This window comes from Halomonas alkaliantarctica (assembly GCF_029854215.1).
Lineage (GTDB): Bacteria > Pseudomonadota > Gammaproteobacteria > Pseudomonadales > Halomonadaceae > Vreelandella > Vreelandella alkaliantarctica_A.
In genome coordinates, this window is the sequence record NZ_CP122961.1 from 2,981,695 (window position 1) to 2,995,740 (window position 14,046).

The following is a 14,046-nucleotide window of genomic DNA, read 5'->3' on the forward strand; positions in this document are numbered from 1 at the left end:
TAGCTATTATCCCAGGAGGGGGCATGGCACTCAGCAGCGGTTTGCGATTCACCTTAGCCTTGCCCGGCGTTGATGACGTAGCGGTGATCGATTTTACCCACCGCGAGGCGCTCTCCCAGCCCTTTGAGCTGGTGCTGAACCTGGCGAGCCGGGACGGCAGTCTTGATGCTGCTGAACTGCTGGATCGCGAAGCCACCCTGACCATCTGGCAGGACGGCGAACCGCTGCGTCGAGTACACGGTATCGTTAGCGAATTTGGCCGGGGTGACCGAGGACACCGCCGCACCTTCTACTCCCTGGTGCTGCGCCCCGCGCTATGGCGGCTCTCGCTGCGCCAGAACTCGCGTATTTTCCAAAAAGCCGACCCGCTCACCATCATTAATACCCTCTGCGATGAACGCGGCATTACCGACGTGTCCTTTGCGGTCACCCGCGAGCCGGAGCAGCGGGAGTATTGCGTTCAGTATCGCGAAACCGACCTCGCCTTTATCGAGCGCCTGGCCGCCGAAGAAGGCTTGTTCTACTTCCATGAATTTGAAGCGCGTGACGGCGGCGCCCACCGGCTGATCTTCGCCGACGACCCCCAAGTGCTCGTAAGCGTTGGCGAACGCTCCTATCACAGCCGGGCGGGAGGCACCGCCCCCATGCGCCATGTACGCAAACTCAGCCACACCGCTAGAGTCGCCGCCGCTTCCGCCACGCTGAAGGATTACAGCTTTAAAAATCCAGCGTATGCGCAGCTGCATGAACATCTAGGCCGCGATGTAGAAGCGCATGGTCAGAATGCTGACTACGAACACTACGACTACCCCGGCCGCTATAAGCAGGACGCCTCCGGCAAGCCCTTTACGCGCATTCGTCTGGAACAGCTACGTCGTGAAGCGCTCACCGCCAACGCCGAAAGTGACCTGCCCGAACTCGCCCCTGGCCTTCGCTTCACCCTGACCGACCACGACACCGACAGCCTCAACCGCGACTGGCAAGCCATTGAAGTGGCCCACCACGGCGAGCAACCCCAGGCGCTGGAAGAAGATGGCATCACTCAAGGTGATGCAAATGGTATGACTCTTTATTACAACCAGGTCACCCTCATCCCCGGTGATGCCCCCTGGCGAGCAACGCCGAATCCCAAACCCCGCGTCGATGGCCCTCAGGTCGCCTTCGTGGTCGGCCCCGAAGGCGAAGAGATTCACTGCGACGAACACGGCCGGGTCAAAGTACAGTTCCCCTGGGACCGCTACGCCGAACCTAATGAGACAGCGAGCTGCTGGGTACGGGTCGCCCAAGGCTGGGCAGGCGGTGGCTACGGCAGTATCGCCATCCCGCGTATCGGCCATGAAGTGATTATTTCTTTTTTAGAAGGCGACCCGGATCAGCCACTGATCACCGGGCGTACCTACCACGCCGTGAACACCGCGCCCTACCCGCTGCCGGAACACAAAACCCGCACGGTGCTGCGCACCCAAAGCCACAAGGCTGAAGGCTTTAACGAGCTGCGCTTTGAGGATGAAGCGGGCGAAGAGCAGATTTGGCTCCATGCCCAGAAAGACCTGGAGCTGTTAACCCTCAACGACCGCATTGAAGAGATCCGTAACGACAGCTTCTTGAAGGTCAATAATGACCGCATCAGCGAGATCGATAACGACGACCACCACACGGTGCACGGCAACCGCTTCCAGCACACCGAAGGCCAGCAGCACCTAACGGTACAGGGCACGCTGCATATCAGCGCGGGCCAAGCCTGGCTCAGCGAAAGCGGCCGAGAACTGCACATCAAAGCAGGCCACAAAGTAGTGCTGGAAGCCGGTGACGAACTCAGCCTGAACGCTGGCGGCAGTTTTCTCAAACTGGACGGTGGCGGCGTCACCATGGTCGGCCCCAAAGTGCGCGTCAACGCGGGCGGCAGCCCCGGTAGCGGCAGCGGCCAAGCGGTGGAAAGCCCCCTCCTGCCAGGGCATGCGGTGGCGGAGGTAAGTGAGGATGTCACCATGGGGCCTGTTTTTGGTAAACGGCTTGAGCAAGCAATGGCTGATGACATTCCTTTGGTTGAGCTTTGCCAATTGCAGCGTGATGGAAGCTGCCCGTTAGCTGACTGCCCCTGCAGGAACAATGTCGCGTGATGAAAGTCATTCAAGCAAGCACGTTATCGCAACTGCTAAATCAGAATAATGGGCTGCAGTATTGGCTGGTGCTGGAAGAAAGCGGCAACACGTTATCGTCGCTATATCGGCAATTGCCCAATGTTGATTTTGATTGGTTGTTTCTTCAGACCCGTTATAAAGATTTTTTGAAGCGTAGCCCTATCATGATGCCTTTGAACCAAGTTACTAGAGGCATTCTAGAAACATTTTCTGCCGATCCAAGAAGGGGAATTGCGCCTGGGGTCGTTATCGCTAGTCACGCCCCGAGAAACGAAGTATTAGCCCACTTGCGAAGCTGTCTGGAAGTAACATTTTACGGCAACCGAAAAGGGATGTTGCGGTTTTACCACCCCGATATTGCTGCTGCGATATTTAGTTATCCTGAAGGGGTTAGTAGGCAGTGGTTTGGGCCAATAGACCAGTGGATATGGCAAGGCGACGAGATGGGAGTTAAACACACGGCATCCCCTCTGTGGCAAGCACTGGAAGCAGGTGATCAAACGGATGAGAGAATGCCTACCACCGGCCATGTGCTAAAACTGACCAAGCATCAAGAGCAAGCTCTTGAACGGTATATTCGATTAACGAGAGCATTTAAACAGTATAGAAGCCCAGGTGAGTCGTTGGACGATATGGAAATACGACAACGTTTCTTGAACAGTGATATAGCACAACAAGCGTTATTCCCAGCTGAAAATCATAATCCGGTTAGCGACACGGCAGAGAGCACCGTATGAGTCAGGAACTGAGCCAACATAAGGCATGCGAAGAACCCAAACTGTTTATCCAGGTACTTGGCAAAGAACACCCTGAAGGTCATCGGTTCTTTTTTTATGATGAACACGACGAGCAAGAGCAGCCTGGGTTAACAGATGCTGTAGAAGAAGAGGATCTGCCAGAACCGATAAGCCGTATCCACAGCTGGGAGTGGGAGGCAGAACCAGATCGTAATGTCTGGTTAGAGATTGCCAGCGAAGAAGGTGATCCAATACGTGTACCGCTGTTTGCGGGTGTGGGCCAAACCCCCTGGCAGGAGCATGAACGTGATACGGTTTTCCAGCAGTATGTTGTTCAGCCCATTGTGCCGCTCGCCCTTTGGCAATCCCTTGTTGATGATGCCTCTCATGCCCTGCCGAGCCGCCCCGGCTACCTGTATATCCACTATCAAGGATCTATATGGCGAGAAATTGAGGTGGGTGTGTCCGAGTCCGACGAATGGCAATTTCGGGACGTAGATCTCGCTAAGCATCGCGATGAAAGTGCGAGGTTCATTGATGATCAACGCTCGTCTACGGGCCAGCCCTTAACTGAAATTTGGCTTCCTGCACGTTGTGCTTCTAGCTGGCTAAGCAGTGAGATCAAGGTAGCCTTTTCAGATGTTCAATGGTCGGCGGCCAGACTGAACTGCTTGGAATCCGATCCCACGGCCATCAATCAGCGCTTCCAGCCTGTTTCTCTGCGTAATCCCTCCGGACGTATCGCAAGTGGTCAGTTGCTTGCGGCCGAAGGGCTGGTGCCACAGAGAGGGCGTAGCTCCAGCCTCGAAACGCAACTCGTGCACCCGCCGCTCTGGACCGAGGATATTTCGGGCAGCAGCGTCGCTGAACGCTATCAGCAAGCCTTGAGCGAGCAGCAACGCTTTGATAGTGGTGGCTCGGAGGCGGTAAACGGCGCCTGGAACGAAGCCAATCGCGACAATTCACCCTTAAGGCGTGACGTTGGACTGCGTAGCGCCGCCGTTGAAGTGGTATGCCAACCCAATCGCGATGCCACACAGTTGCAAGAGGACGACGAACCACCGGTGTGGGACGATCTTCCCGAAGGTAACGATATCCTAGCGGATGCACGAGAACGCCAAATACCAGGGCTTGTCATTAACGATTCCCTGTTCGAACTACGCCATGCGCTTAGTCAGGCACAGCTGGCCCAAAACTACCTGACGCTGCTGCTTGAGCGCTGCGCCTCTCGGCCGCATTATCGCAGCGCCGTGCTGCTTCAAAAGCGCGTCATGCCCGAGCGCATCGGCGGTGAAAACAATCCGTTGCGGCGTTTCGCCTCGGAACCAGCGCTAAACTACCTAGGTGGGGAGTTCCACACCAGCGTAGCCACGCTGTCTCGCGACATTGCACATCGGTTTTGGGAGTTTCACCAGACTCGGTTAGCTGACCTGCTGGCTAGCGCAGACTACCAGCGGGTGTTGGCCGACTACTTCAGCCTTGAGGGCAGCGACTACGTCAGCGGCTTCTGCTTCGCGGAGCAGTGCTTCACCGCTCTGAGTCTCGATCCAAAGCGTGTCGACACTTTAGTGGATGAGGATATCCCCAGTCTGTTCCATACTGCGAATGCCGGAAAAGCTCAGCGCACACTGCTTACCTTGCTGGAGGAGGACAGCCGCGAGCCATTGCACGCCATGTGCTTCCCCGACAGTCATGCCCACCCCGCCGAGTACCCCTTCATACTGCCAGAGGATGAGGTTAATGACGGTAGTGGCCGTTTCCGAGCTAAAGCACTGGCCGAGGAAGGTGAGCGCAGCGAGGTGCCGGGCAAGGACGACCTGCAGACCTTTGAAGCATCCTTATTGGCTGCCATGGCGCGTACCAGTGCGCCAAGCGAGCTTAAGCGCTGGGCCGATGCCCTGGATACCGTGTTCGCGAAAATAGCCGAAAGCGGCCAGAACCTACTAGCCCAAGTGGCAGATGAAAGTCAACGCACAGCCGTAGCGGGTAAACTATACATGCCTGCCTTCAATGCCTCCCGCGGGGCTCTGCATCGCTTGCTCGGCGACCTCACTTTCCAGCCGATGGGAGACGTCGACCTGGGGCGCTACATACTGATCGGCGTGGAAGACGTAAAAACCGGCATGCGGTTTGGTGTCGATGCCGCTGAAAGGGAGTACATCGCTCGCAATAACCATCGCCAGTTCTATGGCGAGATCTACCGTACCTCCAGCGGTGAGTTGCTAGGCGGCACTAGTAAGCAACGGATAGACGCCATGGGAGAGGTAGGCGAAGCGCGCGACGTACGCTTTGTATTTGCGCCTGCCGACTCGCGCGCTGTTGAGCTAGTGCGTCGAGGTCGGAGTCGAATAGGCTTTGTCGAACGTGCCACTAATGTTACTCGATTGCCCTATATGATGGTTGTTATTCAGTCGGTAAATTTGGGGCAGAGTGCTAGTGTTTTTAAGGACGAGTTAAGGTTAAAGGAAGTTGTTGGCTTCTTCGCAGCCTCGGTTGATCTAAGTCTTGCTATATTAAATATTAGTGATTACTTGACTCGACGGAATCGAACATTTCGAGCTATTGAGAGTACAAGTAATTTCAGTCAGAAAGTTTTATTGCGCAATGGACAGGCTAACATTATTAGCCGTTTTTTCCCGAGTATCATTCGCGTCAATTGGGTGGTTTCCAAAGGCGCAGCGTTACTAGTGGCTGTATCAATGGCCTGGGAAGCTATTGAACGAATGCGCAAAGGTGATACTGATGCCTCCATGGCCTTCGGTGTGGCGGCGGCTGGTGCGACGATGTTGATGTTATTTAGCGGTCCAGTGGGCTGGGTCGGTCTGGCGCTACTGCTTGGTGGTGGCATAGTCGGCGTATTGCTGACTGACGGGCCGCTAGAACAGTGGATAAAGCATGGCCCCTTCGGCAACCAGCGTGGCACGGCTCCATGGTTGGAGGAGGCGGAGGAAGCCTACTATCGCCTGCAAAGCCTGCTCGCCAATATTCAGGTTTCGCTGCGCAGAGTCCCCCCTGTGGAGCTCGATGCCTTATTGGCCCGGCTTGGTCAGACGCATACTTCCCCCAATGAAACGGCCATGCCGATCGGGCGCTTATGGCAGGAGCATTTCGATACGCGCCAATCCATCAATACCGCCATCGAGGTGCGCAGCGCCCTGCCTGGGATGGGTATCGAGTTGAATGATGTGGCAGTGCTACGTTTAGTACGAGGTGCCCACTATCGCTCACCAGGCGGCAGCAGTTGGGATGAAGTATCCTCGAAGCAAATTCATCCTGCACTTACACAGCTGGGATCACAGCACATCACCTACTATGTGCACTCTCCGGCCAACGAGCCAATGCGAGGCTTTGGTAGCGTGACCGAGTACCGCTGGGACATTCAGGTACAACTTCGTGAAGTGACACAGGTACCGCTGCGCCCCAGCAGACGCATCTACCCTGCACCTGCACCGCTGACGGCAATGCCGGAAGATATGTCGACCATCCTCAGCGTTGAGGAAGCCGCAGATGACTACTGGATAAAGGAAAGGCTTAATGTCCGCTAAAGAGAACCTGGGTGATTACTACGCCGACACTGCCTATACGCCCACCAAGCGCCAGCAGTGGGAAGAGGCGAATCCTGAGCGGGATACCATTATCGGGTCGCGGCTATCCTGGAGCCGGCGTACGCAGGATAATGGAACGAATGAAGAGTATGGTCATAATAATATCGCTATCTCTCAGAACTGGGAGGATCAGCGTATTGAAAAAAGCTTGGAAGGAGATGACATCTTCAAGGGAATGAAGGTGCGCTACGATCATCAGGTTATTATGCCTCCTCATCACACAGCACTAACCAGAGTTCTTCATGTTGCAACAGCTTTTGGAATAGTGTTCTTTTTTATGTCGACTGCTAGTTTTTTTCTCCTCTTTTTAATTATTTCTTTTCATTGGTTATTTGGTGGGAATAATGTTGATTACTTCTTGTCCTCCATGCTGGTTAGTGCTCAGTTTTTTGTTCCTGTTGTTATGACGAGCTTGGTTCTTTGGAAAGGGGGGAGATACTTGGAGGGGAAACACCCGTCTATTTTTTATGGCATGCGGAAAGCCCCCCTTTGGCGGCTAAACCGGCAAACAGGCCTACTCACTATTTATGACCCCAAAACAGCCTGGGAGAAACGCCTGGAAGCTCCCTTTTGGGAGTATGACGCCTTTCTGCAAAGCTCCCCCGATACCCAGGGCAGTGCCACTTATTCGCTGATTCTCTATCATCCCTTCCAGCAGATACGCCAGAAACTGGATGCGCAGTTCCCGCCTACCAATATGCCTGGCGAGCTGGTGGCAGCATGGCAGTTTATCCAGCGTTATATGGATGTTTCCCAGCCGCTACCGGATGTGCCTGCCCTGGAAATACACCGCCACAAAGACCCTACCACGGCAGCCGCTGACCAGCGCAAAGGCCGTAACCCGCGCTACTGGAGAGATATGAGCGAAGCCGAAGTAGAGAAAATCCAGAAAGAGAAGTATCAAAAGAATATTCGTTTGCGCTAAGGCCCGTAGGGGGCAGCGACCAGTCATTTAATCTAACAAAATTATTAAGGCAGGCGCTACCAAGCGCCTGCCTTGGCGGTAGCGTGGGCTTAATGTTTTAAATTAGTTCTCTTGAGTGAATACATGAAATGCCGAAAGCCACAGGAGCGCGATGAACTAATGACCCAACTGGGCGATACCCATAACCGCCCCACGCCTACGTCATTTCTCATGGGCCAAATGTGGCAAGAGCATCTTCAGCAGACACCTATCAATACGGTGATTGAAGTTAAAAGCGGCCTACCCGGCATGGGGGTTGAGCTACAAGATGTCGCAATCATTAAGCGCCTAGAAGGAAGAACTCACAATACACCAGCCTATAGCGGTTGGACGAAAGAATCTGAAACGCAGATTACGCCACTACTGACCCAGCTATCTGCAAGTTCTATTCGCTACTTAGTTTATACGCCTGCGGGTAAACGTGCATGGGGCCTCAGACAGGCATCGGTTACCGTTGGGATGTGCAAGTGCAGTTTCGAGAAATACCGCAAGTCCCTTTTCTATCCAATGATCGGTTCTATCCCGCGCCTGAACCGCTAAAGGAAACACCCAGCAATATGGCAGAAGTCTTTGACAGCACATCATCTAATAGTGATTACTGGGTAAAGGAAACATTAAATGTCTGATCAACCTAACCCAAAAGACTACTACGCCAATACTGCCTACAAACCTGCTAAACGGGTAGCGTGGGAGGAAGCTAATCCAGATCGTCAAGGCATCAGCGGCTCACGTTTAACGTGGTATCGTCGTACTCAGGATAACGGTACTAAGGATGAGTACGGCTATAATAACATTGCCATTTCAAATAATTGGGAGAATAGGCGCTCTGAGTTGATAGTGAAGGGGGCTGATGCTTTCAAAGTCATGAGAGTTCATTATGATAATAAAAAAATCATACCTCCTAGCTATAGTGCTTTATCTCAAGTTTTATTTATTTCCATGGCCTTTGGCAAAGGCTCTTTTTATATGTTCATAGTTGCATTTTTTTTCTTGTCCTAGTTATAGCGGCACATTGGCTTATAGGAGGTCAAGATTTTGAATATTTTAAGTCAGCCTTTGCTACGAGTTTTCTCTTCTGTTTTCCAATAGTTTCAATCTCTTTATTTTTTTGGAAAGGAGGCCGATTTATTGAAAAAAAATTTCCGAGATTCTTTTATAAAATGCAAAAATTCCCTCCCTGGCAACTAAACCGTCAGAATGGTTTTTTTACGATTTACAACCCAAAACGAGCTTGGGAAGAGCGCTTAGTAGCACCCATCTACGAATTCGACGCCTACCTTGAAAGCTCGCCGGATACCCAAGGTAGCCCTACCTATTCTCTAATGCTCTATCACCCTGAAACAGGACTTCGCCAGAAACTGGATGCGCAGTTCCCGCCTACTAATATGCCCGGCGAGCTGGTGGCAGCATGGCAGTTTATCCAGCGCTATATGGATGTTTCCCAGCCGCTACCGGATGTACCTGCCTTGGAAATACACCGCCACAAAGACCCTACCACGGCAGCCGCTGACAAACGCAAAGGCCGCGATCCGCGATATTGGCGCGATATGAGCGAAGCCGAGGTAGAGAAAATCCAGAAAGAGAAGTATCAAAAGAATATTCGTTTGCGTTAGCCGGTAGGCGCAGTCCAGTCATTGTATCCAACAACACTCTCAAGGCAGTCGCTACTACGCGCCTGCCTCGGCGGTAGCGTGGCTTAATCCGTTAAATTAGTTCCAGTGAGTAATTGTATGAATTGCCGAAAGCCACATGATCGCGAAGCATTAACGTCCCATCAGGGCGATACCCATAACCGCTCCGCGCCTACATCATTTCTAATGGGCCAAATGTGGCAAGAACATATTCAGCAGACACCTATTAATACGGTCATTGAAGTTAAAAGCGGCCTACCCGGCATGGGGGTTGAGCTACAAGATATAGTCATCATTAAGCGCCTAGAAGGAAAAACCTACAATACACCGGCATTTAGCGGTTGGGTGAAAGAGTCTGAAACGCAGATTACGCCACTATTAACTCAGCTTTCTGCGCACTCCATTCGCTACTTTGTTTATACGCCAGTGGGTAAAAGTGCCTTGGGGCCTCAGACGGGCACCGGATACCGTTGGGAAGCGCAAGTACAATTTCGGGAGGCAACGCAAGTGCCTTATTTGCCCACTAATCGGTTCTACCCTGCTCCAGAACAGCTTAAAGCCACACCCAGCAATATAGCAGAAGTCTTTGATAGTACGTCGTCTAATAGTGATTACTGGGTAAAGGAAACATTGAATGTCTGATCAGACTAACCCAAAATATTACTATGCTGATACTGCCTACAAACCAGCTAAACGGGTAGATTGGGAGGAGGCTAATCCAGATCGACAACGTATTAGAGGTTCGCGTTTAACGTGGTATCGCCGTACTCCGGATAATGGTACTAAAGACGAGTATGGATATAATAACATTGAAATTTCTGAAAGGTGGGAGTCTAGAAAAGCTGAGGGTAACTTAGAGGGCAGCGAGACGTTTAAGGAAATTGGAGTCCATTATGACCATGAGGCTATCCTTCCGCCTAGTTATAAGAAAATTTCGGGAATATTGTTTACCACCATGGGCATAGGCAAGGGAGGGGCTTTTCTTAGCTTGTGGGTTTTTTTTATTATGAGTTTAGGCCTATCAGTTAAATCAATCTTGATGGGTGAATTAGAAGAGCTTATAAAAGATATAAGTGCTGTATTCATTTTTGTTTCACCTGTTTTTTTAAGTTTAGTTTTCCTATGGAAAGGTGGGAGGTTGCTTGAGAAATTGTCTCCTGATTTTTTTTATGGAATGCGAAAAACCCCAGTATGGCAGCTCAATCGGCAGGATGGTTTTTTCACGATTTATAACCCAAAACGAGCTTGGGAAGAGCGCTTAGTAGCACCCATCTATGAATTCGACGCCTACCTTGAAAGCTCGCCGGATACCCAAGGTAGCCCTACCTATTCGCTGATGCTTTTTCACCCTGAAACAGGGCTTCGCCAGAAGCTGGATGCCCAGTTTCCGCCTACCAATATGCCCGGTGAATTGGTGGCAGCGTGGCAGTTTATCCAGCGTTATATGGTTGTTTCCCAGCCGCTACCGGATGTGCCTGCTCTGGAAATACACCGCCACAAAGACCCTACCACGGCAGCCGCTGACAAACGCAAAGGCCGTGATCCGCGATATTGGCGGGATATGAGCGAAGCCGAGGTAGAGAAAATCCAGAAAGAGAAGTATCAAAAGAATATTCGTTTGCGCTAAGGCCCGTAGGGGGCAGCGACCAGTCATTTAATCTAACAAAATTATTAAGGCAGGCGCTACCAAGCGCCTGCCTTGGCGGTAGCGTGGGCTTAATGTTTTAAATTAGTTCTCTTGAGTGAATACATGAAATGCCGAAAGCCACAAGAGCGCGATGCATAATGAACCAACTGGGCGATACCCATAATCATCCCACACCTGCGTCATTTTTAATGGGCCAAATGTCGCAAGAGCATCTTCAGCAGACACCTATCAATACGGTGATTGAAGTAAGAAGCGGCCTACCCGGCATGGGGGTTGAGCTACAAGATGTAGTAATCATTAAGCGCCTAGAAGGAAAAACTCACAATACACCGGTATTTAGCGGTTGAGTGAAAGAATCTGAAACGCAGATTACGCCACTGCTGACTCAGCTTTCTGCGCATTACATTCGCTACTTTGTTTATACGCCAGTAGGTAAACGTGCCTTGGGGCCTCAGACGGGCACCGGATACCGTTGGGAAGCGCAAGTACAATTTCGGGAGGCAACGCAAGTGCCTAATTTGCCCACTAATCGGTTCTACCCTGCTCCTGAACCGCTTAAAGCCACACCCAGCAATATAGCAGTAGTTTTTGATAGTACATCATCTAATAGTGATTACTGGGTAAAGGAAACATTAAATGTCTGATCAACCTAGCCCAAAAGCCTACTACACGAAAACTGCCTACAAACCTGCTAAACGGGTGGATTGGGAGGAAGCTAATCCAGATCATCAACGTATCAGCGGTTCACATTTAACATGGTATCGCCGTACTCAAGATAATGGTACAAAGGATGAGTATGGTCATAATAATTTAGCTATATCTAAGAACTGGGAAGCAAGGAGAGCGAAGTTAAGAGCAGAAGATAGTGTTTTTAATGCGTTAAAAGTTCGATATGATCATCAATCAGTCATGCCTCCACACTATAGTTTTTTATCGAAATGCATATATGTTTTAATGGGTTTTGGAATAGTTTTTTTATGGATGTCTTTAATATGTTTTTTTTCTTAATATCCTTAATATTTTTGAGTTCTTTGATTTTTGGTAAAAATGACCTTGGATATTTTGTTTCGTCGATGCTTTCTAATACTAAGTTTTTTTTACCAATAGCACTGATTTCATTGGTTATTTGGAAGGGTGGTCGCTTTTTAGAGAGTAAATTCCCTCGATTTTTTTATGGAATGCGAAAAGCTCCCCTATGGCAACTCAACCGTCAGAATGGTTTTTTTACGATTTATAACCCAAAACGAGCTTGGGAAGAGCGCTTAGCGGCACCTATCTATGAATTTGACGCCTACCTTGAAAGCTCGCCGGATACCCAAGGTAGCCCTACCTATTCGCTAATGCTCTATCACCCTGAAACAGGACTTAGCCAGAAGCTGGATGCGCAGTTCCCGCCTACCAACATGCCCGGAGAATTGGTTGCAGCGTGGCAGTTTATCCAGCGCTATATGGATGTTTCCCAGCCGCTACCGGATGTGCCTGCTCTGGAAATACATCGCCACAAAGACCCTACCACGGCAGCCGCTGACCAGCGCAAAGGCCGTAACCCGCGCTACTGGAGAGATATGAGCGAGGCCGAAGTAGAGAAAATACAGGAAGAGAAGTACCAAAAGAATATTCGTTTGCGTTAGCCGGTAGGCGCAGTCCAGTCATTGTATCAAACAACACTCTCAAGGAAGTCGCTACTACGCGCCTGCCTCGGCGGTAGCGTGGCTTAATGGGTTAAATTAATCCCAGTGAGTGATGGTATGAATTGCCGAAAGCCACATGATCGCGAAGCATTAACGACCCAGCTTGGCGATACCCATAACCGCCCCACGCCTACGTCATTTCTCATGGGCCAAATGTGGCAAGAGCATCTTCAGCAGACACCTATCAATACGGTCATTGAAGTAAAAAGCGGACTGCCTCGTATGGGTGTTGAGCTACAAGATATCGCAATCATTAAGCGCTTAGAAGGAAAAACTCACAATACACCGGCCTATAGTGGCTGGGCGAAAGAATCTGAAACGCAGATTACGCCACTACTGACCCAGCTATCTGCAAATTCTATTCGCTACTTTGTTTATACACCTGTGGGTAAACGTGCATGGGGGCCTCATACAGGCATCGGTTACCGTTGGAATGTGCAAGTGCAGTTTCGAGAAGTACCGCAAGTCCCTTTTCTATCCAATGATCGGTTCTATCCCGCGCCTGAACCGCTAAAGGAAACACCCAACAATATGGCAGAAGTCTTTGACAGCACATCATCTAATAGTGATTACTGGGTAAAGGAAACATTAAATGTCTGAACAACCTAACCCGAAAGATTACTACGCTGATACGGCATATAAACCAGCGAAACGAGTAGCGTGGGATGAGGCTAATCCTGGTCGTCAACGTAAAAATGGATATTGCTTAGGATGGCAAAGACGTACTCAAGACAACGGCACTAAAGAAGAATATGGTTATAATAATATTTCTATTTCTTTGACATGGGAGGCACGAAGAGCGGAAACGGGAGGGATAAATGATGATGTTTTTAATAATATGAAAGTTCGTTACGACCAACAGTCTATTATGCCCCCGAATTTCAAAACCATTGCTAATATTATTTTTACAATGATGGCAATTGGTAAAGGTGGGATGTTTTTAAGTATTTTTGTCCTAGCCGTTTCTTTTGTTTTAATTTCCATTATGGCTATTTTTAATGGAAGAATAAAAGATTCTTTCTTAGCCATAATAGGTATGGCTGAGCTCACTTTGCCAATAGCGCTGATTCTCTTGTTACTATGGAAAGGGTGCGAGCTATTAACAAAAAAACATCCTACTGTCTTGGGGGCAAGGAAAGGCCCACTCTGGCAACTAAACCGTCAGAATGGATTTTTCACAATTTATAACCCAAAACGAGCTTGGGAAGAGCGCTTAGTAGCACCCATCTACGAATTCGACGCCTACCTTGAAATCTCACCGGATACCCAAGGTAGCCCTACCTATTCGCTGATGCTTTTTCACCCTGAAACAGGGCTTCGCCAGAAGCTGGATGCGCAGTTTCCGCCTACCAATATGCCCGGTGAATTGGTGGCCGCGTGGCAGTTTATCCAACGCTATATGGATGTTTCCCAGCCGCTACCGGATGTACCTGCCTTGGAAATCCATCGCCACAAAGACCCTACCACGGCAGCCTCCGACAAACGCAAAGGCCGCAATCCGCGCTATTGGCGGGATATGAGCGAAGCCGAAGTAGAGAAAATACAGGAAGAGAAGTACCAAAAGAATATTCGCTTGCGTTAAAGCCACCCCCTCCCTTGGATGGTGTGCGAAGAAAGTATTCGCTGATA

14 protein-coding genes are annotated in these 14,046 nt (G+C 50.4%); all 14 read left to right on the forward strand.

What is annotated here, in order from left to right; genetic code table 11:
- The first annotated feature begins 23 nt into the window (after nt 1–23).
- The 14 genes from QEN58_RS13660 (at nt 24) to QEN58_RS13725 (ending at nt 13,999) form a co-directional block, all read left to right on the forward strand.
- Nucleotides 24–2,120 carry a type VI secretion system Vgr family protein gene (locus QEN58_RS13660; RefSeq protein WP_280104173.1) on the forward strand — a complete coding sequence of 699 codons (2,097 nt, stop codon included), beginning with the start codon at nt 24–26 and terminating at the stop codon, nt 2,118–2,120.
- The gene (locus QEN58_RS13665) at nt 2,120–2,878 is read left to right on the forward strand and encodes a DUF4123 domain-containing protein (protein ID WP_280106943.1); all 759 of its coding nucleotides are present in this window, start codon (nt 2,120–2,122) and stop codon (nt 2,876–2,878) included. The genes QEN58_RS13660 and QEN58_RS13665 overlap by 1 nt, the downstream gene beginning before the upstream one ends.
- On the forward strand, nt 2,875–6,423 hold the full coding sequence (locus tag QEN58_RS13670) for a hypothetical protein (protein WP_280104174.1): 3,549 nt from the start codon (nt 2,875–2,877) through the stop codon (nt 6,421–6,423). Before QEN58_RS13665 ends, QEN58_RS13670 begins: the two co-directional genes overlap by 4 nt.
- A complete protein-coding gene (locus tag QEN58_RS13675; RefSeq protein WP_280104175.1) occupies nt 6,413–7,408 on the forward strand; it encodes a hypothetical protein in 996 nt (331 codons plus the stop codon). Before QEN58_RS13670 ends, QEN58_RS13675 begins: the two co-directional genes overlap by 11 nt.
- A 123-nt stretch (nt 7,409–7,531) precedes the next feature.
- On the forward strand, nt 7,532–7,987 hold the full coding sequence (locus QEN58_RS13680) for a hypothetical protein (protein WP_280104176.1): 456 nt from the start codon (nt 7,532–7,534) through the stop codon (nt 7,985–7,987).
- A 78-nt stretch (nt 7,988–8,065) separates the two neighbouring features.
- Nucleotides 8,066–8,446 carry a hypothetical protein gene (locus tag QEN58_RS13685; protein WP_280104177.1) on the forward strand — a complete coding sequence of 127 codons (381 nt, stop codon included), beginning with the start codon at nt 8,066–8,068 and terminating at the stop codon, nt 8,444–8,446.
- Nucleotides 8,447–8,607: 161 nt separating this feature from the next.
- Entirely contained in the window at nt 8,608–9,060 is a 453-nt protein-coding gene (locus QEN58_RS13690) for a hypothetical protein (protein WP_280104178.1), read from the forward strand.
- Nucleotides 9,061–9,177: 117 nt separating this feature from the next.
- Entirely contained in the window at nt 9,178–9,720 is a 543-nt protein-coding gene (locus tag QEN58_RS13695; protein WP_280104179.1) for a hypothetical protein, read from the forward strand.
- Nucleotides 9,713–10,705, forward strand: a complete 993-nt coding sequence (locus QEN58_RS13700; protein WP_280104180.1) for a hypothetical protein — start codon at nt 9,713–9,715, stop codon at nt 10,703–10,705. Before QEN58_RS13695 ends, QEN58_RS13700 begins: the two co-directional genes overlap by 8 nt.
- A gap of 158 nt (nt 10,706–10,863) precedes the next feature.
- Nucleotides 10,864–11,073: a hypothetical protein gene (locus QEN58_RS13705; protein ID WP_280104181.1), complete on the forward strand. Its 210-nt coding sequence runs from the start codon at nt 10,864–10,866 to the stop codon at nt 11,071–11,073.
- Nucleotides 11,074–11,362: 289 nt separating this feature from the next.
- Entirely contained in the window at nt 11,363–11,734 is a 372-nt protein-coding gene (locus QEN58_RS13710; protein WP_280104182.1) for a hypothetical protein, read from the forward strand.
- A 170-nt stretch (nt 11,735–11,904) separates the two neighbouring features.
- On the forward strand, nt 11,905–12,357 hold the full coding sequence (locus tag QEN58_RS13715) for a hypothetical protein (RefSeq protein ID WP_280104184.1): 453 nt from the start codon (nt 11,905–11,907) through the stop codon (nt 12,355–12,357).
- A gap of 117 nt (nt 12,358–12,474) precedes the next feature.
- The gene (locus QEN58_RS13720; RefSeq protein WP_280104185.1) at nt 12,475–13,017 is read left to right on the forward strand and encodes a hypothetical protein; all 543 of its coding nucleotides are present in this window, start codon (nt 12,475–12,477) and stop codon (nt 13,015–13,017) included.
- Nucleotides 13,010–13,999, forward strand: a complete 990-nt coding sequence (locus tag QEN58_RS13725) for a hypothetical protein (RefSeq protein WP_280104186.1) — start codon at nt 13,010–13,012, stop codon at nt 13,997–13,999. Before QEN58_RS13720 ends, QEN58_RS13725 begins: the two co-directional genes overlap by 8 nt.
- Nucleotides 14,000–14,046: the final 47 nt, after the last annotated feature.

Coding starts and splice junctions, on each gene's coding strand:
- QEN58_RS13660 (WP_280104173.1), top strand. CDS start 24: ATGGCACTCAGCAGCGGTTTGCGATTCACCTTAGCCTTGCCCGGCGTT.
- QEN58_RS13665 (WP_280106943.1), top strand. CDS start 2,120: ATGAAAGTCATTCAAGCAAGCACGTTATCGCAACTGCTAAATCAGAAT.
- QEN58_RS13670 (WP_280104174.1), top strand. CDS start 2,875: ATGAGTCAGGAACTGAGCCAACATAAGGCATGCGAAGAACCCAAACTG.
- QEN58_RS13675 (WP_280104175.1), top strand. CDS start 6,413: ATGTCCGCTAAAGAGAACCTGGGTGATTACTACGCCGACACTGCCTAT.
- QEN58_RS13680 (WP_280104176.1), top strand. CDS start 7,532: ATGAAATGCCGAAAGCCACAGGAGCGCGATGAACTAATGACCCAACTG.
- QEN58_RS13685 (WP_280104177.1), top strand. CDS start 8,066: ATGTCTGATCAACCTAACCCAAAAGACTACTACGCCAATACTGCCTAC.
- QEN58_RS13690 (WP_280104178.1), top strand. CDS start 8,608: ATGCAAAAATTCCCTCCCTGGCAACTAAACCGTCAGAATGGTTTTTTT.
- QEN58_RS13695 (WP_280104179.1), top strand. CDS start 9,178: ATGAATTGCCGAAAGCCACATGATCGCGAAGCATTAACGTCCCATCAG.
- QEN58_RS13700 (WP_280104180.1), top strand. CDS start 9,713: ATGTCTGATCAGACTAACCCAAAATATTACTATGCTGATACTGCCTAC.
- QEN58_RS13705 (WP_280104181.1), top strand. CDS start 10,864: ATGAACCAACTGGGCGATACCCATAATCATCCCACACCTGCGTCATTT.
- QEN58_RS13710 (WP_280104182.1), top strand. CDS start 11,363: ATGTCTGATCAACCTAGCCCAAAAGCCTACTACACGAAAACTGCCTAC.
- QEN58_RS13715 (WP_280104184.1), top strand. CDS start 11,905: ATGCGAAAAGCTCCCCTATGGCAACTCAACCGTCAGAATGGTTTTTTT.
- QEN58_RS13720 (WP_280104185.1), top strand. CDS start 12,475: ATGAATTGCCGAAAGCCACATGATCGCGAAGCATTAACGACCCAGCTT.
- QEN58_RS13725 (WP_280104186.1), top strand. CDS start 13,010: ATGTCTGAACAACCTAACCCGAAAGATTACTACGCTGATACGGCATAT.